The sequence below is a fragment of the Micrococcaceae bacterium Sec5.1 genome (genome assembly GCA_039636795.1).
Lineage (GTDB): Bacteria > Actinomycetota > Actinomycetes > Actinomycetales > Micrococcaceae > Arthrobacter.
This window is the reverse complement of the sequence record CP143430.1, coordinates 2918261-2942597: the sequence shown is the minus strand read 5'-3', so window position 1 is coordinate 2942597 and position 24337 is coordinate 2918261. Positions and strand designations below refer to the sequence as shown.

Genomic DNA, 24337 nt, shown 5'->3' with positions numbered 1-24337 from the left:
GCAATCAAGAACTTATTTGTCGACTATCAATCAAAGAAGAATCTAGCAGCCGATCCCGGAATGCAGCTGGGTCAGCAGAGCCTGGTCCGGTGGACTTTCTAGAAGCGAATCAAGGGAGCCAGACAAACCCCACTCCACCAACCTCCGCGGTCCCTGGTGGGCCTGAGCAGGCATTCACATTGTTGGCGCCGCAACCCAGGAAAGCACTTATGACGTCGAAAGTGTCTCAAGGGGTCCCAGGGCAAGATGGGCTCCGCAGCTGGACCTGCCGCTTGTCCAGGTGAAACCGCTGGCCATTGACTCTTTCGGAGGCGCCCGTCCGGTCCAAATAAGGAGTGATACCACCGAGGTGGAGCGGCCAGCCAGCGCCAGCGATCATGCAAAGGTCCACGTCCTCCGCCGATGCGACCACTCCTTCGTCAAGTAGAAGCCCGATCTCTTGCGCCAAGGCGTCCTGGACACGTTCAAGCAGTTGCTCCGAAGTCGCAGGGCTGTCAGTGAACTCCAGGATTTCCAAGGTGGACCGTGGGATGTGCGGGCTGCCATCGGATTCATCAGACCAGAACGAGGTGATGCCATGGTCTATAAGTCTCTGGAGATTAGTCGAGATGGGGAACCGGTCGCCGAAGGCGAGATGGAGGGATTCGATAACATGCTGCGCCACAGGAAGACCGATCATGGCCAAAAGCCGAAATGGCGTCATTGGCAGTCCCATGGGCTTGAGTGCCTTGTCGGCGACGATAGCAGGGGTGCCCGCGTCAAAGGCCCTCAGGACCTCCACAACCAGCCGCAGTAGTACACGGTTGACCACAAATCCTGTGGCATCACGGATGAGCACCGAGGTCTTTTTCAGCGTGCTACCGAGGACGAACGCTGTGGCCAAGGCTTCATCATTGGTTTTGGCTGCCTGCACAACCTCCAGCAGGGGCATGGCGGCGGCCGGATTAAAAAAGTGAAACCCGATGACGCGTTCCGGGTGCAGGAGGTCTGCGGCCATCTCCGTCACCAGCAGCGAGGACGTATTGGTGGCAAGAACGCACTTTTCGGAAACGACGGACTCGACTTCTGCGAGGACCTGCTTCTTGACAGAGAGTTCTTCGAAGACCGCCTCGATCACAAAGTCAGCGTCGGCAAAGGCGGTTTTGGACACCGAGCCGCTAATAAGGGTTTTAAGGCGATCGGCGTCGTCCAGGGAGATGCGTTTGCGGGTGAACAGTTTGTCCACCTGGGCGTGGACGTCACCTACACCTCTATCTACGCGGCCTTGGTCGATGTCCGTCATCACAACGGGTACCTGGAGCTGTCGGGCAAACAGCAGGGCCAGCTGCCCGGCCATCAGTCCAGCGCCGACAACTCCGACCTTGTTGATCGGGCGGGCCAGCGCCGGATCAGGCGCATTCGACGGATTCTTGGCTCTACGCTGTAGAAGTTCAAGAAACGCATACATTGAATTCTTGAACTGCGGTGTCAGGATCAGTTCGCCGAGTGCGTTGACTTCCAAATCCGCGGATTGTGCCTGATCCAGACTCCTGCCGAGTTCGAGCAGATCCAGCAGACGAGCAGGGGCAGGTGAGGCATTGGAGGTCTTGGATGCAACGATGGCCCGACCCGCAGCCACGGCCGCATCCCATTCTTCCCGAGAGGAGCCGGCAACCGAGGCCCGCCGTCGGTCAAGTTCTTCCCGGAATGCCGTATCGGTAATAACCAGGTCAGCCCAGGCCAGTGACTGACTCAGGAAATCGGGACTGTCGAATACAGTGTCTGAAATACCAAGCTCATACGCTGACCTGCCGTCAAGAACCTTGTTGTTAGCCAGTGGGTTCTCGATCATCAACTTCACCGCATTAGCGGGCCCGATGAGCCGGGGAAGTCGGTACACTCCGCCCCAGCCGGGAACCAGGCCGAGGTAGGCCTCGGGCAGAGATATCCCCTTCGCGTCCGATGAAATTGTACGGTAGCGCGCTGCCAACGCGACTTCCAGCCCGCCGCCTATGGCCGCGCCATTGATGAAGGCGAAAGTTGGAACTTTTATTGCCGCGAGTGCGCCAAACACCTGATGTCCTAGACGTGCAACAGCTCGGGCCGACTCCAGGTCCTTCACGCATTTCAGAGACTTTAAGTCTGCGCCGGCCACAAAAAAGCGATTCTGGCCGGTGATGCCAACGCCAGCCACGCGTCCTGAGTCGACTCGCTTCGCGACTTCCGCAAGCATCCCGTGGAGTGCCTGCAGCGACTCGGGGCTAAAGGTGGCGGGCTTGCCGTCACCACCGGTCAGAGTGATCAGCGCGAAGTTGCCGGCTCCAGGCAGCTGGACCTCTGTCAATTGCACATAGGGCGACAGCCCGCCGAGGGGCTTGGCATCCGGATCACCGGATTGAGCTACCGTGCGAGTCGGGTTTGTCATATGTCATTCCTTAGTCGAGGGAGGCAGTAGTGGCGGTCCGACACCGTCAGATCGGCTCTCTACAGAAGGGCATTGCGAGGTCACCGGGAAACCTGGTGGGCGACTTGTGCGGCGGGGATTGCCCGGGAGGACGAGCGCCTACCTTGCGTTAGCGTCTCCGGACCTTGGGAATATAATACTTGCTTAGCAACTATGATATTACTGCAGTTTTTGGCAAGACGAGATTTAGACCGGCGCATGCCCAGGCCCGAGGCGGAACTCTCTCAGCTGAGCATCCGGTACCAGGGCTCAGTCGCTGCTCGCCTCGGACGCCAGCTTTCTGAGAACGGGAATGACTGCCTCGAGCACCCTGCGGTCTTCCGGCGTCAAGCGCTCGCTGACTGTCCGGTCCAGCCAGCCGTACCCAACAGACACCTCCTGAGAAAGTTTTTCGCCGCCCTCCCGCGTAAGTTCGATCCAGACCCGGCGACGGTCCACGTCATCAGGTACGCGCGTCACAAGCTGCAGCCGTTCCAATTCCCGCGCAGCGAGCGAGATGCCCTGAGGGCTGACCCGTCCAGCCACAGCAAGTTCCGAAGTGGTGGCCCGGCCGTGCTCGGACAGATATCTGAGAATGCCCAGCTTTCCAGGCGAGAGGGTCCGTTCTACGTTCAAGCGCGCCAGTAGAGGGTGCAGCGCCTCAAAGAAGGAGTGTGTCATTTTCTTCTGGTCAATCATGCCTCGAATATACAACCGACTTGATCAACCTGCTTGCTCTTTCATGCGAAAAGCCTCTCTGGCAGGGCGCGTATCGACTTCTCGCCCAGAAAGAAAACGATCGCGACGCTGGCCTCATGCGGCAACCGAGCTTGAGGTTCCGGACACGACTCGTCGGGCGTCCAGCCGTGTCCAGAATCCTGCGAGGCGGTCAACCAGCTGCCGAGATCAGGCCTGAGCGTCGCGGATGGCTCGATTCACGGCGGAAATGACAGCCTTGAGAGCGGCCGTGCTTGTGTTGGCGTCGATGCCGACGCCCCACAGCACGCGCTCCCCCACTGCACACTCCACGTAGGCTGAAGCCATCGCGCTACCGCCCTCTGAGAGGGCGTGCTCCCTGTAGTCCAGCACCCTGAGGTCCACACCATCCTGCTGCAGGATGCTCAGCAGGGCAGCGATTGGGCCGTTGCCGGTGCCGGTGCGCTGAACCTGCACGCCGTCTACGGCGAGTGAGGCGTGAAGCGTCATGCCGCCGTCGTCATCTGTTTCCGTCTTGACCGCGCCCAGCGAGTATCGGCCCCACCGCCCGTCAGCCTCGCGGGAGGGCAGATATTCGTCCTGGAAGATCTGCCAAAGCTGAGCGCCGCTGACTTCCCCGCCCATTGTGTCAGTGCGTCGCTGGATGACGCCCGAGAACTCGATCTGGGCACGTCGCGGCAGATCCAGGCTGTGCTCGGCCTTAAGCAGGTAGGCCACTCCGCCCTTGCCGGACTGGGAATTGACCCTGATGACTGCTTCATAGGAGCGACCCAGGTCCTTGGGGTCGATGGGCAGATACGGAACCTGCCAAGTGAAGTCGGAAACGTCTTTGCCGGCAGCGGCCGCGTCCCGTTCGAGTGCTTCGAAGCCCTTCTTGATGGCGTCTTGGTGTGATCCGGAGAACGCGGTGAAGACGAGATCGCCACCGTAGGGCGAACGCTCCGGGACGGGCAGCTGGTTGCAGTACTCCACCGTGCGGCGGACCTCGTCGATATTGGAGAAGTCAATCATGGGATCGATGCCCTGGACGAAAAGGTTCAGGCCCAGGGTGACAAGGTCCACGTTTCCGGTCCGCTCGCCGTTGCCGAAGAGGCAGCCTTCGATCCGCTCCGCGCCAGCCATGTACCCCAGTTCCGCGGCAGCAACACCCGTTCCGCGGTCGTTGTGTGGGTGCATGGACAGGATGATGCCCTCCCTGGGGTGCAGATGACGGCTCATCCACTCGATCGAATCGGCGTAAACATTGGGAGTAGCCATTTCCACGGTGGCGGGCAGGTTAATGATGACCTGCCGGTCAGCGGAGGCTTCAAAAACATGGGCCACGGCATTGCACACCCTCACCGCGTACTCCAGTTCCGTGCCCGTGAAGGATTCCGGGGAGTACTCATAGATGATATGCGTGTCAACGAGCGTTTCCTCGTATTTTTTGCAGAGCCGGGCGCCTTGGAGGGCGATATCCAAAATTCCGTCCTCGTCTTGGTTGAACACCACGCGGCGCTGCAACACCGAGGTGGCGTTGTAAAGATGGACAATCGCCTGCTTGGCGCCCACCAAGGATTCGTAGGTCCGCTCAATCAGGTGTTCGCGGGCCTGGGTCAGTACCTGGATGGTCACATCGTCCGGGATATGGTTGCCCTCAATGAGCTGCCGGACGAAATCGAAATCGGTCTGGGAGGCGGACGGGAACCCGAGCTCGATCTCCTTGTAGCCCATGCGGACCAGCAGGTCGAACATCTTCATCTTGCGCGCCGGGCTCATGGGATCGATCAGAGACTGGTTACCGTCGCGCAGGTCCACGGCGCACCAGCGGGGCGCCTTGGCGATGATTTTGTCCGGCCAGGTGCGGTCTGGCAGTTCCACCTTGATCTGGTCCTGGAACGGCGTGTAGCGGTGGGCGGGCATTCCTGAGGACTTTTGTGCGTTTTGCATTACGGGAGGCCTTTTCTTGAGATCTTCATTGAAGGGTGGCCGGGTAACACGAACTCCGCGACGAGGATGGCCTTGCGCTAGATTGCGCCTGAGGACTCGCCGCGGCAGCTAAGGGGCGGGAGCTCCGTGCGCACGATCTGAAGGTAGGACGAGTGCTCGGACGAAAGGGCGCTGCTGCTGTTGAGTCGGACACCAAGGGCTTGCAGGTCATGGACGACCATGTCGAGCATCGCACTCCTGTCAGTTGACCTGTCGCGGGATCGGTTCCGCGGTCGTCCGCGCCGGAGAGGTGGCTTCTTAGGGCCGGCGAGTTCGGATTGCGGACTCCTGGACGGGCCGTGTTTTGTCAGCTCAACCAATGGGTCGAAAAAGAGGGGCAAGCCCGGGGTGTGGGGTTCGACTGCGACCGGAAAGCTTGTTGCTGGCTCTAACTTCTTCACTGCATTTCACCTCCAGGCGCGCGTTGGTCGAGCAGTTCCGCTAAATGCAGGCTCTTGCGGTCCGGGTCCAGCTGCTTGACCTGCATGGCGCAGCTGAAACCGTCGGCCAGAACGGGGACGTCGGAGGCTGTTTTAGACAAGGCCGGAGCCAAGGCCTGTTCGGCCACCTTCATCGAGATGGCGTAGTGGTTGGCTTCAAACCCGAAGTTCCCGGCGACCCCGCAGCAGCCTGTGGCTTCGTTGACGTTTGCGACACCGAGGGCGGCCAAGGCCTTTCGTTGGACGGTGGCCCCGAAGGTGGAGTATTCGTGGCAGTGGGTTTGCACGGTGACGTCCGTCGGCACGGCAGGTGGTGTCCAGCCGCCGTCGACCCATTCCTTCACGGCCTCCGCGAAGCTCCGGATCCTGTGGGAGACGCGTTCGGCCGCTTCGCTGCCGAGCAGTTCGGGTGCGTCCTTCTTCAACGCCGCGGCGCAGCTAGGTTCAATCACCACGATGGGGGTATCGGCCCCGTCGTCGAGCTTCGCGACCGCATTGCCCATGAGCTTCTTGGCGGTGTCCAACTGGCCGGTGGAGATCCAGGTCAAGCCGCAGCAAGCATCGGACTCGCAGCCGACAGTGCGACCTGTGCTTTCCATGACCCGGGCAGCAGCCCCGGCAACCTCAGGCCTGAAGCCCTTGGTGAACGAGTCCACGAAAAGGACCGCATCTGCCGGGGCCGATGAATACGCGTAGGGCGCCAATTCCTTGCGGAGCATGGCCCGGGAGGCAAACTTCGGCATCTTCCGGTGCGTAGTCAGCCCGCCTGCTGCGGCCACCACCTTGCCCAGCGGACTGGCAAGGACCAGATTCACGAGCGGGCTGATCAGGGTGGTCAGTTTCAGCCAGCGCGGCAACCAGCCAAGGGAGAAATGCGACATGGGCCGCAGTTTGCCCTCGTAGTAGTGGGAGAAGAACTCCGACTTGTACGTGGCCATGTCCACCCCGGCAGGGCAGTCGTTGGAGCAGGCTTTACACGCCAGGCACAGATCCAGTGTTTCCCGGACATCCTTCGACTTCCAACCTTCGTCGATGCTTTTGGCACCTCGGACCATGTCCTGCAGAGCACGGGAACGGCCGCGCGTTGAATCCTTTTCGTCCCCTGTGGCTCGGTAGCTCGGGCACATGACGCCACCGGCATCGGATCGGCACCTGCCCACGCCAATGCAGGACTGGACGGCATGAACCCACGGGTCAGCACCGGCGGCCGCGGCCTCGACCGGACGGAGCTCAAAGTGAGTTCGCCACTCGCGTTGGGGAATACCTTCGTGCGCCAAGTTGGCATCCATGGGGTCCGCATCTGTCATGGATCCTGGGTTCAGGATGCCGGCAGGGTCCCAAAGTCCACGGTAGGTCTCAAATGCTGCGATCATTTTTGGGGAATACATGACCGGCAGAAACTCCGAGCGGGCGCGTCCGTCGCCATGCTCACCAGACAATGAGCCACCGTGCCGCACTACGAGGTCAGCTGCGGCGTGGGTGAACTTACGAAAGACGCCCCGGCCCTCCTCGCTACGCAGGTCATAAGTGATGCGGATGTGCATGCAGCCTGCACCAAAGTGCCCGTACATAATTCCGGTCAACCCGAACTCAGCTAAAAGGTCACGGAAATCGGACAGATATGCGGCCAGGTTCCGCGGCGCAACAGCTGAGTCTTCCCAGCCTGCCTGTGATTCCCCGCCGCTTGCCGGCCGGGAGGAAAGACCCGCCCCGTCTTCCCGGACCCGCCAGAGGGTGGCGCGCTGGACGAGGTCTGGAACCGCGCGCCCGTCTACCATCCGTCCGTTTGCCGCCAGCCGTTCGAGGAGCCGGGACGCTTCCCCCGCTACCTGCTCGGGGTTGTCCCCGTCCAAGTCCACATAGAGGAAGGCCTTGCCTTCGGGCAGGCCCAGAACTGAATCGGGTCCGCGTCGCAACTTCATTGTGTCCACGATGGCCTCGTCAATGCCCTCGACGGCGGCGGGCGAAAATTCCAGGATGGTCTCGATATCCTTGGCGGCGTCCACGACATCGGCGTACCCGAGACACACGAGGAGGGCGCTGGGTGCTTTAGGGACGAGTTTCATGCGGGCCCGCACGACGATCGCGCAAGTGCCCTCGGTTCCCACGAGGGCTCGGGCCACGTTGAAACCATTTTCAGGCAGGAGGTTGCCCAGGTGGTAACCGGAGACCTGGCGCTGGATACGGCCCAGCTCTATCCGGAAACTTGCCAGGTTGTCCTGGGCGAGTTGCTTAAGCTCATCCCCCAGCTCAAATGCGCGGGAGACCGAGAACGTATCGGCTGGGTCAGTTGCGCGCAGACCGATCGCCGTGGCGGTCAACTGTGCGCCGTCGGAAGTGACAACGTCAATCTCCAGCACATGATCAGAGGTGCGGCCATAGCGTACTGAGTGATTACCGCAAGCATCGTTCCCGAGTGAGCCGCCGATCGTGGCCCGGTTCTTTGACGAAGGGTCCGGTGCGAACGTGAGCCTCCCACCGGTGACCCTCTCTGTCTCAACGGTGAGGTGGGAGAGGACGACGCCGGGGTCGACGTCGGCGGTTTTGGTGGCCTCATCGACGCTGTTGATCCGGTTCATGTACCGGGAGAAGTCCAGAACAATGCCGGGGCCTATGGCGTTGCCGGCCATGGATGTCCCGCCACCCCGGCTCACCAACGGTGTGCCGGTTTCCCGGCATGCGGCCACCGCAGCCACGACATCCTGGACGCTTCGTGGGAAGACCACGGCAACAGGCGGAACCCTGTAGTTGGACGCGTCATAGGAATACGCGGCAATACGATGGCCCATTTCTTCGGCAAGCACGCCCGCGGCTTCCAGCCGGGCAAGGACCGGTGCACGGCCCGGTGTGGAGAGGACATCTTGAGTCATAGCGTAATCAGGCTCCAGTTTCGTCCCGGTGAAGCCGGGCACGCACGTCGGATATGCAATATTGAAAAAATCTTCTGGTGACAAACCTGTCCAGTTGGAGAGGAACATCTCCCGGAAACAGCGTGTCTGCCCGCAGCGACGTTGACACGCTCTGGAGAGCGTTCGTCATCAGAGCGTCCGGATCACCAGCGTGGGCCACACTTGCTCCTTTGTCCTCATGACAGTTTCATCCGCTCTGCGGCACATGCGTCACGCTACGACGACTGCTTCGGCGATGCTACTGGAATTGCACCAACCCCTTCACCCAAACTCTGGTGAAAATATTGGTAGTGGGTTGGCAGTGTGGCATCCCCGAATGCGCAGCTGGTATAGGCACGCGAAGCTGTATCAAGACCGCTTCCGTGTATCCGTCATGCTCAGTTGCCGCAGGCGGTGGAACTCCTCTACTTCATCAAGGCGTAGGCACACCGACTCGATTGCCCGTTTCCCCGAAAGCACTTGCTCGGTGGTGCGCATTACTGCAATTTCATCCAGAATTGCCAGCGTTGGGGGGAGGAGCTTAAGCCTTCCGGCAGCTTCGTCTGAAAGGATCCTTCGCACCAGCATCCATTGCGACGATGTTGCCTCCGTCGTCACATGCTGGGGCTCCAGATCGGGCGCTACAGCAGTCACAAAAAAGAACGTATCGAAACGTCTGGGAAAGCCCTCAGGTGTGACCCAGTTTGCCCAAGGGACCAAGTCTTCTGGTTGTAGGACAACATCGCATTCTTCTGCCAGTTCACGCACGGCGGCAGACAGGAGGCAAGCGGCAGTTTGGGGCGCACTCGTTGCTTCCGTTCCAACCCTGGTCCGCCGCCATGCCACCGCCTGAGAGTCCAACAGCGTTCTGCTCAGCGCCGATGGCAAGGAGTCAACAGCGTCGACGCGGCCTCCTGGAAATGCGACCACACCAGCAGCAAAATCCATCGTTAGTGCCCTGCGTTGGACAAAGACTTCAACTCCGTGCAGGGAATCCCGCATCAGGACCACGCTTACCGCAAGCCGCGGAACCGGTGGGTCCATTGCGCATATCTCCTCACCAGCGGTAATGCTCATTGATTCCTCCCGCCGAGTTGCCCAACTCTCGTTGTCATGGTGTGTAAGCAGCAGACCGATACAGAAGAACGACCCAGAAACCCTCTTGGCAGACTTCGCCTCGCTGATTGAGTATCTGAAGTCTGGTTTTCACAATGCCCCGGTCCGGCTTAGTCGCAGAAGGCCGGAGCTCTACTACCTCTTCCCGTACAGCAATGGTGTCGCCGATGCGAACAGGTGCAATGAGGTTCCAGTCATGAATGCCGAGAAATGCTATGGCCGAACGTTCCTTCCACCCCATTCCCATTTCCAGGCCAAAAGCGATCGCAAGTGTCCCAGGACCGTGGAAAACCCGTTCTCCAAACTGAGTACCACGGGCATACTCCTGGTTGGTGTGTAGGGGGTGCATATCCCCCGACCACGTCGCGAAGGTAACCAGGTCCGTCTCTGTAATCGTTCGCCCTTGAGACGACCACGAATCTCCTGTTTGGAGATCCTCAAAGAATCGGGTTGCTGAAGGGATCAGACGATTCCCGGCCCCTGCATCCATCTTTGCTCCTGTTCGGTTACCGCCTAGGCCCCGGAAGGGCCCCAGCCGGCTTCGAGTCGATCCGCATTAAAATCACGGCCAGTAGCCCCCTCATAGGATGCTGAATCTCTCGGGACGATTCGGATTGGCTTCCCTCCGGAGAGCTCTTCGGATACGTGGGCGATAACCCCAGGCAGCGTCGAGAGCAAGGCAATACCTGTCCCTTCTTCTGGTGTGAAGCCGAGCCCCAGCAGTATCGCGGCCATAACACCAACGTCATTTATCGGGATGTCCGACTTACCTGGGAGTTTCGTGAAGGCCCTGTGCACTGCCTCGTACACTTCAGCCGCCTGGTCCCACAGACCTTCCTGCATAGCAATCGATCGGAGCCGTTCAGCGCGAGGATCAACAACCTTAAAAATGGGGTGCCCCAAGCCCGGGATGCGTTCCCTTGCTTCACGCATGCGGTTTACCTTATCCTCAGCGAAAGCTTCGAGCGTGAGGCCGGATCCCAGGAACTCCGCATGCGTGGCCCGGATGAAGCGGCCGCTGTCCTCAGTCGCCAGCGTGTGCTTCCCGACAGATAAACAGGCGGCTGACATGCCGATAGCCATACTTGGATTGGCGGAGACAGCAAACCTCGCGGCCACTGTCCCGGGCTTTTCAAGACCATAATCCAGGATTCCGCTGAGGACTGCGTCCAGCGCCCGTATCTCATGGTCCGAAGGGATCCGACCACGGATCACGAGAAATATGGCTGCCGTGAAGGGGATTTGCCCGATCAGATCCTCAAGGTCATAGCCGCGAACATAAACGTTCGTATCAGTGACTTGGCTAACAGAAGATGACCAATAGGCCCCAGACTGGTCTGCAGTATCCTTTTGCAATGTTTCTCCCGAACCGTCATGTGTTTCAAAGGGCCTGCGGTGCTAGGCAAGATGACGAGCCAAGCTCCAAAATCGGCCATGTCCTTGAACTTTAGAATCAACCGCATCATCCTGGCATTGGAGATTTTCTGAAGCCGTGACCTCCAGGCGGAAAATTACTAACGCATCTGCGCAAGTGCTGACGGATCAGTCAAGCGACGAAAAACGTGGCACTGCTTGGAGCCGGGTCCCCCAGCGTACGGTCAGTTGGGGGACCCGGGGTTGGTACCGGCATAATCGTTGCCCTTCCCGTTCTGTGGTCTGGGCGCCTTGATTTGCCGGAATCTGGTGACGGTTTGTCGTACCCGCCACCTTAAAGCGACAAGACGGGTACCGGCCCCGGAATTTTTTCAACGGCCGCCACCCGCCCCTAGTCAAAGTACAAACGCAGGGCGCCAGCGCCCATCCTCATCCCTCACTTGCGAGTCCATGAGTGGGCGGCCCAGATACCGAACCTCCAACCCGGCTCCTGTAGCTTCCACGACAACGTCGACAAAAAGCCGTGAAGATGACAGTTTCACTCGGAAGATCCCCAACGTAGTTTGTAGGGCATGGGAAGCAAAAGCGTAATTATCACCGGATCCGGCTCTGGCATCGGCCGGGCCATTGCCCAGGCATTCGTCGAAGCAGACTACGAAGTCTATGCGAGTGACGTTTCAGAGGAACGTTTGGCGGAGACCCGGCAAGAGCTCGGCTCTCCGGACTCACTGCACACACGGGTCGTAGATGTTAGCGACTACCACTCGGTGTCTGCCTTGGTGGACGAGGTTGTCGAGAAGACCGGCAAACTGGACGTCATGGTCAACAGCGCGGGAGTCTTCGACGGGTATGCAGACGTGCTCGAAACGACGCCCGAGTTGTGGGCCAAGATTATCGGAGTCAACCTGACAGGAACGTTCTACGGCTGCCGTGCAGCGGCGCAGGCAATGACGAAGCAGAACTCGGGTCGCATCATTACAATCGGCTCCGTCGCGGGCCAAAGGGGCGCAGCAGACGGCATCTCCTACGTCGCGTCCAAGGCGGGCATAGAGGGGCTGACCCGTCGTCTCGCCATCGATGTTGCTCCACACGGGGTAACCGCCAACGTTGTCGCCCCGGGCGTCATCAAGACAAATCTTCGTGCGACTTCTGAGGAGATCTTGGGTGATCTCGTTTCGACGCAGCAGCGAGGCATCGGGGTGTCGCCTGAAATTATGGACTTCCTCATTCCGGCAAAGCGATCGGGCGAACCCTCAGAGGTGGCGAGCGTAGTGCTGTTCCTCGCGTCCGACGCTGCTGGTTATGTGAACGGGCAAACGATCCAGGTCGACGGCGGCTGGAACGCGACATAGTCCTGCCGACCGTGTGGCCTGCTAACAACAGGTACCCCACCAACTCCCCCTTCGGGGCAAACATGAACCAACCGGAAACCAGGATGATCTTGGGCTCCGAAGTGAAAGGTGTATAAGTGATCAAGACAGCTTTGACGGAAGCCCTGGGCCTCCAATACCCCGTCTGCTCCGCCGGCATGGCGCGTGTGGCGCAGGCCGAACTCGTCACCGCGGTCAGTAACGCTGGCGGCCTGGGATGCCTGGGCGGCGTCAGCTTCATGCCCGATGACCTTCGCGCCGAAATCAAGAAGATCGAAGCTGGAACCGACAAGCCCTATGCAATTAATCTCCTGCTACCGGACTCACTCACCACTGAAGATGAAGCGCAGTGGGCGCCAGTGCGCGAACTGTGGCAATCGCTTTCGGGTGCAGACCAAGAAAAGCTTGCAGGTGTAGAGGCGCTTTTGACGCCTGGGGCCGTTGCAGACCAGGTGCAGATTGTCCTGGATGCCGCACCCTCGGCAGTTGTTTTGACGTTCGCTACACCGGACTGGTTCATCAAAGAGTGCAAGGACCGCGGAATCACGGTCTTCTCTCTTGTCGGCTCCGTGGGCAAGGCCCAGGAGGCCAGCGCAGCGGGTGTCGACTTTATTGTCGCTCAAGGAACTGAGGCCGGCGGCCACACCGGATACGCATCCACTATGACCCTTGTCCCTGCCGTTATTGATGTGGTGGATCAGCCAGTCCTGGCCGCCGGCGGGATCGCCGATGGACGCGGCCTGGCCGCCTCCCTGGCTTTGGGCGCGGCGGGCGTCTGGGTGGGAACGCGATTCATTGCCAGCCCCGAAGCATATGGGCACGACAATTTCAAGAACCGAGTGGTGGAAGGATCCTTCAAGGATAGCACTATCACTTACTCGTACAGCGGTAAGCGTATGCGTGCATTCGAGAACAAATGGACCTCGGAATGGGAGTCTTCTGACAAGAAACCCGCAGGCTTCCCCGGACAGTACGCTGTTGCCGGCACGCGGGTCGAAACTGGATACCAGGACGGTGACATGGACTTCGGGATGATGCCTGTTGGCCAGACCATGCAGCTTGTTCACGAAATCCTGCCTGCAGGCGAGATTGTCGAGAACATGGCATCAGATGCAGAGAAAATTCTCCGTCGACTTTCGGCCGGACAGTAACAACCATCGACTACGTCAAAGCCAAGGGGCCCGTTGAGTTCGACCAGATCGGCTCAACGGGCCAGTTGGAATCTTCCAAGTATTAAATGAAAGTAGAGCGAATATGAATACATTGTCGCCGAAGCCAGCGGATTGTGTCTCCGCACTGGAAAGCATTGCCGATCAGTACCCCGGAAAGACAGCCATTGTCGACGGCGACACCACCATCAGCTACAAGGATCTGCAGGCATCGATCGAGCGACGCTCAGCCGTTCTGCTTGCGGCCGGACTCAAGCCGGGTTACCGCGTGGCCCTTGTGGCGGAAAGCTCAGCGGACTATCTTTCCACGGCCCTGGCGGTATGGCGCAGTGGGGGCGTACTGGTCACTGTCTATCCTTCTTCAGGTCCAGAGGACTTGGAATATGCAATTGCCACGAGTGACCCTGCGTTGATTATCGTCTCAGCAAGCGTAAATTCCGCGCATTTCGCTGCCGCTGCGCAGAACGCCCCCATCGTCGACATCGTGGACTTCAAGGTAACGAGTGTCCGGCACGACGCCCTACCCAATCCTGAAGGTCTTCGCGAACCGCTGGCCATGATCTGCTTCTCGTCAGGCACCACCAGCCGACCGAAGGCGATCATGCTTTCAGCCACAGCCATATATAACTGCGCGGACACGTACGGCGAAGTATGGCACCTGTCCCCCGAAGACAAGGCAATAATCTGCCTGCCGATGGCGTGGCTCTATGGGCTCGCGAGCACCTCCCTGGCCGTCCTGCTGCGTGGCGGCACAGTGGTGGTGGTCCGGAGGGCACGGCCGGACATGATAGCTCCGGCCATTGAGCAGCATTCGGCCACTTTCCTCGCCGGCGTCACGGCGACTTTCGGAAAGCTGGCCCAGTACGCCGAACTCCAAGCCGGGGACCGCCCCGCTTTCCCATCACTTCGGCTATGCATCTCGGGCGGAGAGCCAAGGAACGAAGCCGCATTCAGCCGCTGGGAAGTCCAGACCGGACTACCAGTCCTGGATGCTTATTGCGCCTCCGAATGCCTGCCCCTGGTGACTTACGATCCCGTCGCAAACCCTACTCCCCAACCGGGGTCGGCAGGCAAGCTCGTGCCGCGGTCAAAGCTGAAAGTTCTCGACGCCGACGGAGCGGAAGTTCCACCCGGGCAGGTTGGGGAGGCGTACTCGACTGGACCGGGGCTTATGCTCGGCTACTGGCGTGATGAAGAACAAACGCGGACAGCCATCACTGATGACGGCTGGTACCGCACAAAAGATCTCGTTCGGGTGGATGAGGACGGTTTCGTCTACGTGGTTGGGCGGCTCTCAGACGTCATCATCCGTGGTGGAACAAACATCTCGCCGGCGGAAGTTGAGCGTGTACTTCAGGAGCACGCCTCCGTTGGTGAAGTGGCCGTTGTTGGTCTTCCCGATGACGTCTACGGCCAGCGCGTGGTTGCTGCCGTCGTCCCCAGGGGCATAGAGCCCCTCGACGAAGCCGACCTGAAGGGATTCGCTGCCGCCCGCTTGTCATCATACAAGGTTCCAAGCGAGTTCATCGCCGTCGACTCGCTTCCAGTGAATTCGACAACCGGCAAAGTCAATAGGCGGGACGTGGCGACACTGTTGACAGCTGAAAAGAGCCAGGGCAGGGCTTAGCAGCCGGCTCCTAGGCCGACAAATCACGAGCCGGCCACCCTCATACGTGTTGCATCAAGACGAAGTTAGGACATGACGAAATGAAGTTCGACAAGGCCGGTGTGGTTGTTGTAGGCGGCGGAATAGTGGGTGTATCAACTGCCTATTTTCTTGCTTCAAAGGGGCACGATGTTGTGCTTCTCGAACAGCGGGAACTTGGCCACGGCGCTTCCGGGCGAAATCTCGGCTTCCTCCACATGCAGAATCGCCACGGCGACTACGCCGTCGAACTGACCCGTGCAGGGAGGGCCCTGTACGACGACTTTGCAGACATCCTCGGGCCATCCTTCGAATACAGAAGCAACGGTGCCATGACGTTCTTCTACACGGACGATCAGCGGCGAGTCTATAAGGAATTTGTGGAAGCCCGGATCGCAGACGGATTCAAAGCCGAGCTCCTTGACGACCAGGCCGCGCATGAAGCCGCCCCGATATTGCCGCCCGATGTTATTGGAGCCACGTTCAGCCCCGAAGATGGCCAAATTCGTACCCCGAAGTTCGTCCGTGCCTTGGCGCAGGAATGCCGCAGGCTCGGTGTTCGAATTCATGAAAACACGCCAGTCCTCGGACTCCTGCGGAATGGCTCGAAAGTCGTCGGAGTACGAACAGCCGGCGGCAGCGTTTCAGCGGACAACGTCGTTTGGGCGGGTGGTGTGTGGTCTACAATGCTCGAATCAGAGGGCGTAACCGTACCCATCAAGCCGCACAGGCTGGGTGCTGTCCTACTGGCTCCTGTAGAGGAGAAGCTCGATAAAATCCTCAATGGACCGCTTGCTGCGAAGCAATACGCCCACATCCGGAACCTCCCCAGTTACCGGGACGAGTACTTCACCTCCCCTTCAGAGGACCAATCACAGGGCCTCGAACACATGGAATGTGTGGCCAAGACCGAGGACGGGAATCTATTCATTGGCTGCCCAATGGACTACCCCGACCAACTCGACGACAGGATGCCTGCCGCCGGTCTAAAGCTGGCCATCGATTCATTGCTCAAAACCTTCCCGAACTACAGGTCTCTCGGTATTGAACGTGCCTGGGCTGGCCTCGTCCCCGCCACGGCTGACTCCCTCCCGATCGTTGACGAGGTGGAGGAACTTCCCGGGCTGATTCTGGCCACCGGGCACGTCTACGGCAACTTGGCCGGGCCGATCACGGGAAAGCTGGTGGCCGAACTGATCTCAGGCGACCGCCTCAGCCACTCCCTCGACGAACTTTCCCTCTACCGGTCGTCCCTGACCACCCCGGTAGACGGAGTCATCCGCTATTAGCACCGGGCACCCGCCCCTGCCACAAGAGCACCAAATCTATACGGAAGTGAAAGAAACATTGACTACTCATCTACTCGGCACGACCAATGAGTCAGCCGTGCGCTACCTGGGCGAGTTGGAACTTGGACAGCAGTGGAACTCGGCAGGACGGACCGTCACAGAGTTCGATGTCGTAACGTTCGCCACATGGTCCGGAGACATGCACCCGCTGCACACCAACGAGGAGTACGCCAAAACGACAGAATTTGGCACCCGGCTCTTCCATGGTCCCGGCGCACTTTCAATTGCCTTTGGGCTGGAAATGGCACTGGGATGGAAGAACGGCTCAGCAATCGCCTTTCTAGGAATTGACAACTGGAACCTCCGTGCCCCGATCCGTATTGGCGACACCATCAGTGTCCGCGAAGAAGTGATTGGCATCAAGCCATCCGCCAGCAAGCCCGACCGGGGTGTTGTGACCACTCGGGTTCAAATTCTGAACCAGGACGGCGTGATCTGCCAGGAAGGCGACTGGATCGTCCTCCTTTCCCGGCGGCCAGCCTAGGTTGGCGCCTCGAACCAGAACATTCGTCAAGGCGAACTCCCCTTGCCTGAAATAGAAAGTTGCTCGAAGTGCCTCTTCATCTACCCGATGGCAAACGACTCGCCGTTTCTCTAAGCCCCGATTTTGATGCCCAAAGCGTATGGCTAGGCACTTTTCGATCAACGTCCCAGTCCTTGATGTCCCGAGGTGAATTCGGTGCCTTAGTCGGTGCCCCACGACTCCTGGACGTGTTCCGTCGCTACGGAATCACTACGACATGGTGTGTGCCCACACACACGATGCAAACATTCCGCAGCTCAGTAGATGCAATTGTCGACTCCGGCCATGAAATCGGCGCTCACGGTGTCTACCACGAATATGTGCCTTCACTCGATCGAGCCGAGGAGGAACGGCTGCTGGAACTTCAAATAGCCCAGCACGAAAAGCTCCTGGGTAAACGTCCTCGGGGATACCGCTCTCCTGCATTGGATGTTACGGACAACACCCTCGATCTCCTTGCGAAATTCGAGTTTGACTGGGATTCGTCTCTCATGGGGAGGGACTTCGAGCCTTACCGGCCCCGGATGGTGGTCGGCGTTAGCGAGGAAGAAGGCAACACCTTCGGCCCGGAGAGCAGCGTACTTGAGTTCCCTGTGTCCTGGTTCCTCGACGATTTCCCCGAACTCGAATCTTTCAAGGGAAACGCGCTCATGCAGAGCAACGAAACGGTTCTGGCCCGTTGGATCGACAGTTTCAATTTCGCCTATGAGCGATGTGCCGGGGGCGCAATGACGTGGACACTACACCCGCAGACCATTGGACGGGCACACAACCTTGTAATGCTCGAAAAGTTCCTCGACCACGTCACTTCATTTGAAGGTGTATGGTTTCCAACGCTCTCCGAGCTCTTCAACTGCTGGCAAGACGACACTGCGCTAGCGGCGGCATCCTCCCCCGCAGTTTCCAGAACCGTCCTGAATGACCTCGATCCGCTAGATAGGATGCTTCCGTGATCAGAATGCTTCTCATAGGTCCTCCCGGAGCTGGCAAAGGTACGCAAGCAAGCTACATTGCAAAGAGGTTCGGGATCGTCAGCATTTCAACCGGGGACATCTTCCGCGAAAATGTCAAAAATGAAACACGCTTGGGCCAAACGGCTAAATCATATCTGGATGCAGGGCAATTTGTGCCCGATTCGGTGACGAACGCGATGGTTCGTGAGCGCCTGGAACAAAACGACGCGGACAACGGATTTCTGTTGGATGGATATCCCCGCACTCTAGGTCAGGTTGACTATCTCGACGAGATCCTTGCAACCAAGGGGCGCGAGCTTGACGTCGTACTGCAGCTCACTGCCGATACAGAAGAACTGGTCCAGCGCTTACTCCAGAGAGCTGAACGCGAAAACCGCTCGGACGACACTGCGGAAGTCATAAGAAACAGGATGAAACTGTATTTCGACCAGACAACCGCCGTTACGTCCCGGTACGGCGAACGCGCCATCTTAACGGGGGTGGATGGTCTGGGAAGTATCTCGGACGTATCCAGCAGAGTTTCGACCGCCTTGGATCTTATTCTCGGATTGTCATCAAGGCAGACCACCGCAGTAGCGGCTAATGGCAGACTCGAGCCGGCGCCTGTTCTAGTTGCCACGGCACTCCCCTAAGGATTATGTCCTAGTCTCCTTGAGAGGCCTCGGCTCCCGGAACGAACCGAGTGGATAGGACGCTTCCGCCGGCATCAACCTCTGCGTGACATTCCTGTCGCTGGTCGGGTTGACGCGCCGGCAAAGCGATGATCCTTCTGCGGCTGTGCCGTGCCCGCGCCAGAGCTTCAGCGAGCAGACAGCGCAGGTCCCGTGCCGGCACGGCACAGCCGCAGGCCCCGTGAAGCGCTGGTGGCCACCCTCATCGGATCCACCGGGGCCATCGCCGAGGAAGCCGCTTCGTTCGGTTTCTCGTGGCGGCTGATCCAGCGAAAATTGGACCAGCGATGCTGGGTACTGACCAACACCGCTTCGAAAACGGTCGGCTCTGGCGCACGGTTTGCCGGTGGTGAATAGAGATCGAAGTACTCATCGTTGCCGGACCATCACCAGGAACCGTGACAAGCCAAAAAACCCTTGGTGGGCGGGCAATGCGGGCTAAAGTCCCTCCCCACCTGGCGGCCTCCTGCTCAGAATTCGTTTCATCACCTCATCTTCGACTCTCACGCATGTGCAATCGTTACTGGCGTAGTTAGAGATCAAGTGGTGGCCAGCAAGGGATAAGTAGAACTTGGCCGGCAATTAGATTCATCGTGTTTGGAATTAGTTAGAGAAAGTGGCCGGGCAGTTGTTACAAGGAGTGTTTGCTTTCGGGAAATTCGCCGGAACGAACTTCTTGTCCGGAGGTCGTTGCAGCCTGGAGTAGTCTTGATCGAAGATCTGCGTATTGCTTGACAACCTAGCAACTTCCCACCGCGAATCCCGGCCATATCCTGCCACACCAGAACCTGTTCGGTGGTCGCTTTGCCAGCGCCGATGCCGATTGTGGGGATATATCGCTGCATCGACCCGTCCCGCGGTATCCGCAGGAACCATTTCCATCAGAACGCAGAAGGCGCCCGCCTCTTCCAAGGCCAGGGCGTCTTCAATCAACCTTTGGCCGTCGTGGCTTCGGCCCTGCACGCGGTATCCGCCGAGAGCGTGCTCGCTCTGAGGAGTGAGCCCGACGTGAGCGATGACGGGAATTCCTGCCTCTACCATCGTCCTCACAGTTCCGGCGTAAAAGCCTCCGCCTTCGATTTTCACGGCATGGGCCAGCCCCTCTTTGAGGAACCTGATGCCGGTGGCGATGGCTTGCCGGGGCTGATACCTCATAGCTGCCAAACGGTAGGTCGGCGACGACCAGTGCGCGCCTGGCAGAGCGGGTTACCGCGCGGCAAAGTGGCAGGAGTTCGTCAACGGTAACGGGCAAACTTGTTTCATTGCCAAACACATTGAAGCTAGCAGTAGGCGGCGCGCAGCATGTGCACAGTTGTCAACCCGAGGGGGCAAATGCCGGAACCCCAATCGGAAGTGTTAGCAACGATGACTAGTGTTTAGAGATGAACTCCAAGAGCTGAGAGTTGAACTCCACGTATTCGTTCAGATAGGGGTCGTGGCCGCTGTGCTCGAAGACGCTGAGCCGACCATCGGGTACCGTTTCGGCGAACCAACGCATTACGTCAACGTCGTAGAAGGGAGAATGCCTGCCTGCGATCACGAGAGTGGGGATTTTGATTCGTGGCACGACGTCTCGCCAATCTGAGAGAAAATGATCTGCGAAAAGACGGCGTGACTTGTCCCACGCAAAGTCCTTCCAAGATGGCGTAATCGAGTCAAAAAACTGCTGGACATGCTCTGGCAGATCCGGCTCTACGCCATCGTTGTCCCAATTGAACTTAAAGTCGATGGCATCGAAAACATTCTGTTCGGTGATACCCCGGACACCCAGCTGCCAGTCTGCGGTGTTGACAATTTTTGCAGTTTGCTCAGCGGCGACAAATGCCGATATGCGATCCCATGGGTCAGCCGTAATCGAGAAGTAGGCCAAGCTTGCCGAAACTCCCATGGAGTGCCCCACCAGAACCGTATCGCGGAGGTCGAGGGCCGTGAGAAGCTCTCCAAGGTCCAGGCCTAGCCTGCTCATCCTCTGACCGTGCTCCGGCATGTCCGAGCGGCCGTGCAGCCTGTGATCGTAACGGATAACCCGGTATCCGGCTTCAAGTAGCGCATGACGCTGCCATACAAAGTAGGCGCTGTGAGCGGTGCCGCCGGACGCAAAAACGATGGGCCGGCCGTGTCCTTCGTCGTCATACCGAATCGATACTCCGTCCGAGGTTTGGAAGGCGACGCCCACGCTCTTAGGATCACCCGCTCCGTGTCTCACCTGGCGGGAGCACGAACTACGCCGGCTCTTTCGACGAATGGCCTCGAGTAGGGCACGACGTCGCTTGCTTCAACGTCCGATGGTTTACGGCTTCGTCCCGTATCGCCGGACGATTTGGGCCGCAGCTGTTGAATCCGTCCCAGCTCAAGGGCCGTCAGAGCTAAGAAAACGGAAGAAACAGCACCCGGTTCCCTCAAATTGATGCCCAGGATTTCTTCAGCTTTAGCTATCCGGTAGCGCAGTGAGTTGTGGTGGATTTCCAGGTAGTCGGCCGCAGCGTTGATGTTCTGAGCATGCTCAAAGTATGTCTGAAGACCCTCTACCAGCAGCTCGCGCCCCTCCAAGGGCTTCAGGAACTCCTGGGCCCATTTGATCATCTTGTCGAAACCGACGTCAGCGAAAAGCCTAGTTGCATAGTTGAAGTCTTCGTACGCCATAAGTTTAGGACCTCGCGAATTACGGCGAAGGGTTCGAACCGCCAACTGCGCGTCCTGGTATGAGTCCAGAATGTCGCCTAAGGCATGCACACTGCGGCCGATTCCAATGAGGGCGCCTGGGAGTTTGGAGCCTTCCGCCACGATCACTCGCCGGAAGGCTTGAACGCTACACTGCGCCGCTATCGTTATTGTCTTGTCCTTGGCGGTCATGAGGTACGCGATGGACTGTGACTCCAGTGCCTTGCCCAACATTTCCGATAGATCCTCAGACGCCGGCAACGAGCGCGATGCGACCGCAGGTCGAATTGGCCGGAAAACAATGGTCCGCAACTCGTCGGCAAAAGACAGGCCGAAAGCCGCTATTCGGGCCGCCAATTCGGGATTGTGAGGCTCGCGGCGCAATGCCAGCGCCTCCTCAAGCACGGCAGTGCGTATGGCTCGTTCTTGTTGTCTGGCGGCCACGGCCATTCGCTGGCTGGCCTCGACCAAGGTTGCGGCTACGTGAGCGGCGGAGGTCGAATGGCTATCCGGAAAATTCGTCCGCCGAGCCGTGATGACGAGCCAACCGAAATGCGAGTCGGCCTCGTCAGGAGCCGAAATTCTGGCTGCCACCCCCCTCCATCCGTCCACGTCCACGTTCTGTGAATCGGCCTCGGTGCGGCCGATCTCTTCAAACAAAAGTGACATGGGTGTGGGCCCGGTGGCATGGACAGTCTTACCGAATCTGTCGATGAGGACTGCGGTGGCATTACATACGTGCGCCAATCGGCTTAGTAGCGCCGGTATCGGTTCAGTTTCTGTCATCGCTTGACTGAGCGCCCTCTGCAAGGAGGCTAATCGGCGGGAAACGGATTCCTCCGGCATTTGCATCGATCGAGAAAATGACATCACGACGCTAGCGACGTTCAGGGCTGGATCAACAGCGATGACGACGTGCTGCTCCCCGACGACTTGGATCCCTTCCGAAAGAGAGGACTCGGACGCCGTAACGAAGATGACGCGTCCGGGCCCATCGAGCCGGTCCGCGACCAAGTCACTAAAGCTTGCGGCACCTGGGCATATCACGACCACATCCACGTCGGTGGGTAAGTCTTCCGGCTTCAGCAAGACAACAGCGCCACGAACTTGCCTGGACTGCTGGGAAGCGTCCCCCGCGACAAGCTTCGCGGCAGGACCCAAGTCCGCTAGAACTGCTCCCAGTGGCAAGGAGGTCGGATCAACTATCATAGGGAACTCTTTCGGGAAGAGACCGGGACGGGCGGTTGGCCTCGCCTACCGCTTTCGCCCAGACTAGACCAGAAATTTAGCCGTCCCCCTGTGAGAATTCTAACGCTATTCGACGAACGTTGGACAAGAAACAATTACACCTGTGCTGGTGGGCTCCTAACGTCGCAGGTAGAGACTCGAACACCATACGGCTGGGCATATGGGGCCTGCTTGCGTTCTCTGGCGTATAGGTCATGTTGCATGGGCTTGACCTCTGGAAATTCAAGCGTCAAGGACTTCTCACCCTGCTATCGGATTCGTCTATCTGGAAGACTAACGAAGAGGGCCACAGGACAGCCCGAGGAAGAAGGTACCTTGCCATGAGCGCTGACACACTTGCGACAGGTGACATTGTCGTCATAGGAGCAGGAATTGTGGGGCTTTGCACCGCTTGGGAGCTGCGCAAGCGGGGATTCGACGTCGTCGTCGTAGAACAGCGGTTTCCTGCCTACGGTGCTTCCGGACGAAACGCAGGTTCCCTATGGCTGCAGACGCGGCGTACAGGGGACGAACTCTCTCTCGCTAAAGCCGGCAAGGAAAAGTACCAGGACTACTTGAGCGAACTTGGCGATGTGTTCGACTATCGCAATCAAGGCGGCCTCTTTTTCTTCGAAAACGACGCGCAGGGCCGGGTTCTTGAAGATTATGCTGCCAACCGGCGGGCAGCCGGCTTGGACGCAACCATGATCAGCCGGGAAGAGGCTCAGAAGCACTCCTCCATCCTTCCGGAAAGCGCGCTCGGCGCCGTCTTTTGCGCCGATGATGCCCAAATAGATGGTGTGCAGTTCGTCAACGCTCTGGCCAGCGCCTGTGTGCGGGCAGGTATCCGAACTTTTGAAAATACGTCTGTCCTTTCAACCCTGCGAAACGGCGAAACCGTAACAGGGGTCCGCACGGTCCGGGGCGAGATCCATGCATCGGGCGTGGTGTGGGCAACGGGTGCCTGGTCAACCAACCTCCGGGCCGAGGGGATCGACGTCCCAATCAGCACTGCAAGAGTGGGTCAGATGCTGACTCAGCCCATAGACACGCGCTTGAACGCCATAATGCATGGACCCCGGGGTGTGTACGGATGCGGGGCGCTCACTGACCTTCCAACTTATGAAGCCGCGGTTTTTGCCGGCCCGAACAGTTCCAGCGCGGGAACGAGCCCCGGCGGGACTTCAGGGTCCTCGTTCGTTGACTATGACGACTCGATCGCCCAAAACCGCGGTGGGTCAATATTCATCGGCAATAGTCTTGACGGACGGGGTTCCCTAAATCCCCACATCAGCATTAATGCTACAAACGCAATGGTTTCAACAACCTTGGACAGATACTCAAGCCTTGCTGAATACGGCGTTACCGGACTTTGGGCTGGACTCGGAAGCGAAACAACGGACCATCTGCCCATCGTCGATCGGGCTGACGGCGCCTATATAAACGTCGGCCACGCGTGGGGCATCGCAAGCGCGCCCATCTGCGGCCAGGTGATGGCGGAGGTCATCGCCGGGGAGACCAGCACCTTTGCTGGTGCCTTGAAAAAGAACCGGTCCGCGCTCAGAATCTCTGCCGACTAGCTCTACAGCCTTCTTTCCAAGTCAAAAGCCGTAGCAACTGGCTCAGTAGTCCTGACCCTTTGGCCTGAGAACCAAATCATTGACTACCCTTTCAGAATCCTCCTAGTATTCAGCCCCTCGACGCTCCGTTAGCGTCTATTGCATGAGTCGCCCGGCACATGGATTGTGACAACAACGCCATGCCCCACCTGAATATTCTTTCTACGACCTGCCGACCAACTCGTCCGCAACCGCGGGAAGAAC

At 58.9% G+C, this 24337-nt stretch carries 18 protein-coding genes and 1 pseudogene; 9 read left to right on the top strand and 10 right to left on the bottom strand.

The features are described from left to right. Positions 1-226: 226 nt before the first annotated feature. The 7 genes from VUN82_13360 to VUN82_13330 all read right to left on the bottom strand — a co-directional run bounded on the left by VUN82_13360 (position 227) and on the right by VUN82_13330 (position 10907). A complete protein-coding gene (locus tag VUN82_13360) occupies positions 227-2404 on the bottom strand; it encodes a 3-hydroxyacyl-CoA dehydrogenase NAD-binding domain-containing protein (GenBank protein XAS70115.1) in 2178 nt (725 codons plus the stop codon). 288 nt (positions 2405-2692) lie between these two features. Then, the gene (locus tag VUN82_13355) at positions 2693-3121 is read right to left on the bottom strand and encodes a MarR family transcriptional regulator (GenBank protein XAS70114.1); all 429 of its coding nucleotides are present in this window, start codon (positions 3119-3121) and stop codon (positions 2693-2695) included. Between the two features lie 207 nt (positions 3122-3328). Next, positions 3329-5068, bottom strand: a complete 1740-nt coding sequence (leuA, locus tag VUN82_13350; GenBank protein XAS70113.1) for a 2-isopropylmalate synthase — start codon at positions 5066-5068, stop codon at positions 3329-3331. Positions 5069-5145: 77 nt separating this feature from the next. Continuing rightward, on the bottom strand, positions 5146-5298 hold the full coding sequence (locus VUN82_13345) for a hypothetical protein (protein XAS70112.1): 153 nt from the start codon (positions 5296-5298) through the stop codon (positions 5146-5148). Between the two features lie 206 nt (positions 5299-5504). Then, positions 5505-8417 (bottom strand): FAD-binding and (Fe-S)-binding domain-containing protein, encoded by a 2913-nt coding sequence (locus VUN82_13340; GenBank protein XAS70111.1) that lies wholly within the window; start codon positions 8415-8417, stop codon positions 5505-5507. A 387-nt stretch (positions 8418-8804) separates the two neighbouring features. After that, positions 8805-9512, bottom strand: coding sequence for an NUDIX hydrolase (locus VUN82_13335; GenBank protein XAS70110.1), 708 nt, complete (start codon positions 9510-9512; stop codon positions 8805-8807). A gap of 552 nt (positions 9513-10064) precedes the next feature. After that, a complete protein-coding gene (locus VUN82_13330) occupies positions 10065-10907 on the bottom strand; it encodes a citryl-CoA lyase (protein ID XAS70109.1) in 843 nt (280 codons plus the stop codon). 590 nt (positions 10908-11497) lie between these two features. Between VUN82_13330 and VUN82_13325 the strand changes: the two genes are divergently transcribed. The 8 genes from VUN82_13325 (at position 11498) to VUN82_13290 (ending at position 18983) form a co-directional block, all read left to right on the top strand. Next, complete coding sequence (locus VUN82_13325) at positions 11498-12277, top strand: SDR family NAD(P)-dependent oxidoreductase (GenBank protein ID XAS70108.1); 780 nt, start codon at positions 11498-11500, stop codon at positions 12275-12277. A 116-nt stretch (positions 12278-12393) separates the two neighbouring features. Continuing rightward, positions 12394-13446: a nitronate monooxygenase gene (locus tag VUN82_13320; GenBank protein ID XAS70107.1), complete on the top strand. Its 1053-nt coding sequence runs from the start codon at positions 12394-12396 to the stop codon at positions 13444-13446. A gap of 103 nt (positions 13447-13549) precedes the next feature. Next, entirely contained in the window at positions 13550-15091 is a 1542-nt protein-coding gene (locus tag VUN82_13315) for a class I adenylate-forming enzyme family protein (GenBank protein XAS70106.1), read from the top strand. A gap of 80 nt (positions 15092-15171) precedes the next feature. Continuing rightward, positions 15172-16398: an FAD-dependent oxidoreductase gene (locus VUN82_13310; protein XAS70105.1), complete on the top strand. Its 1227-nt coding sequence runs from the start codon at positions 15172-15174 to the stop codon at positions 16396-16398. A gap of 58 nt (positions 16399-16456) precedes the next feature. Beyond that, positions 16457-16942: a MaoC/PaaZ C-terminal domain-containing protein gene (locus tag VUN82_13305; GenBank protein ID XAS70104.1), complete on the top strand. Its 486-nt coding sequence runs from the start codon at positions 16457-16459 to the stop codon at positions 16940-16942. Between the two features lie 176 nt (positions 16943-17118). Next, entirely contained in the window at positions 17119-17934 is an 816-nt protein-coding gene (locus VUN82_13300) for a polysaccharide deacetylase (protein XAS70103.1), read from the top strand. A gap of 5 nt (positions 17935-17939) precedes the next feature. Beyond that, positions 17940-18587 carry an adenylate kinase gene (locus tag VUN82_13295; GenBank protein ID XAS74678.1) on the top strand — a complete coding sequence of 216 codons (648 nt, stop codon included), beginning with the start codon at positions 17940-17942 and terminating at the stop codon, positions 18585-18587. Positions 18588-18818: 231 nt separating this feature from the next. Continuing rightward, on the top strand, positions 18819-18983 hold the full coding sequence (locus VUN82_13290; GenBank protein ID XAS70102.1) for a hypothetical protein: 165 nt from the start codon (positions 18819-18821) through the stop codon (positions 18981-18983). A 274-nt stretch (positions 18984-19257) separates the two neighbouring features. Here the strand turns inward: VUN82_13290 and panB are convergent. The 3 genes and pseudogenes from panB to VUN82_13275 all read right to left on the bottom strand — a co-directional run bounded on the left by panB (position 19258) and on the right by VUN82_13275 (position 22496). Beyond that, a pseudogene (panB, locus tag VUN82_13285) lies at positions 19258-19914 on the bottom strand (3-methyl-2-oxobutanoate hydroxymethyltransferase). An 81-nt stretch (positions 19915-19995) separates the two neighbouring features. Then, positions 19996-20802 carry an alpha/beta hydrolase gene (locus VUN82_13280; protein ID XAS70101.1) on the bottom strand — a complete coding sequence of 269 codons (807 nt, stop codon included), beginning with the start codon at positions 20800-20802 and terminating at the stop codon, positions 19996-19998. A gap of 26 nt (positions 20803-20828) precedes the next feature. After that, positions 20829-22496 carry a helix-turn-helix domain-containing protein gene (locus VUN82_13275; protein ID XAS70100.1) on the bottom strand — a complete coding sequence of 556 codons (1668 nt, stop codon included), beginning with the start codon at positions 22494-22496 and terminating at the stop codon, positions 20829-20831. A 359-nt stretch (positions 22497-22855) separates the two neighbouring features. On the opposite strand from VUN82_13275, the gene VUN82_13270 reads away from it, so the two are divergent. Beyond that, the gene (locus VUN82_13270) at positions 22856-24094 is read left to right on the top strand and encodes an FAD-dependent oxidoreductase (GenBank protein XAS70099.1); all 1239 of its coding nucleotides are present in this window, start codon (positions 22856-22858) and stop codon (positions 24092-24094) included. Positions 24095-24337: the final 243 nt, after the last annotated feature.

Excerpts from the sequence above, each read along its gene's own strand:
- VUN82_13360 (XAS70115.1), bottom strand. The coding sequence starts at position 2,404 with ATGACAAACCCGACTCGCACGGTAGCTCAATCCGGTGATCCGGATGCC.
- VUN82_13355 (XAS70114.1), bottom strand. The coding sequence starts at position 3,121 with ATGATTGACCAGAAGAAAATGACACACTCCTTCTTTGAGGCGCTGCAC.
- leuA (XAS70113.1), bottom strand. The coding sequence starts at position 5,068 with ATGCAAAACGCACAAAAGTCCTCAGGAATGCCCGCCCACCGCTACACG.
- VUN82_13345 (XAS70112.1), bottom strand. The coding sequence starts at position 5,298 with ATGCTCGACATGGTCGTCCATGACCTGCAAGCCCTTGGTGTCCGACTC.
- VUN82_13340 (XAS70111.1), bottom strand. The coding sequence starts at position 8,417 with ATGACTCAAGATGTCCTCTCCACACCGGGCCGTGCACCGGTCCTTGCC.
- VUN82_13335 (XAS70110.1), bottom strand. The coding sequence starts at position 9,512 with ATGAGCATTACCGCTGGTGAGGAGATATGCGCAATGGACCCACCGGTT.
- VUN82_13325 (XAS70108.1), top strand. The coding sequence starts at position 11,498 with ATGGGAAGCAAAAGCGTAATTATCACCGGATCCGGCTCTGGCATCGGC.
- VUN82_13315 (XAS70106.1), top strand. The coding sequence starts at position 13,550 with ATGAATACATTGTCGCCGAAGCCAGCGGATTGTGTCTCCGCACTGGAA.
- VUN82_13310 (XAS70105.1), top strand. The coding sequence starts at position 15,172 with ATGAAGTTCGACAAGGCCGGTGTGGTTGTTGTAGGCGGCGGAATAGTG.
- VUN82_13300 (XAS70103.1), top strand. The coding sequence starts at position 17,119 with ATGTCCCGAGGTGAATTCGGTGCCTTAGTCGGTGCCCCACGACTCCTG.
- VUN82_13295 (XAS74678.1), top strand. The coding sequence starts at position 17,940 with ATGCTTCTCATAGGTCCTCCCGGAGCTGGCAAAGGTACGCAAGCAAGC.
- VUN82_13275 (XAS70100.1), bottom strand. The coding sequence starts at position 22,496 with ATGATAGTTGATCCGACCTCCTTGCCACTGGGAGCAGTTCTAGCGGAC.
- VUN82_13270 (XAS70099.1), top strand. The coding sequence starts at position 22,856 with ATGAGCGCTGACACACTTGCGACAGGTGACATTGTCGTCATAGGAGCA.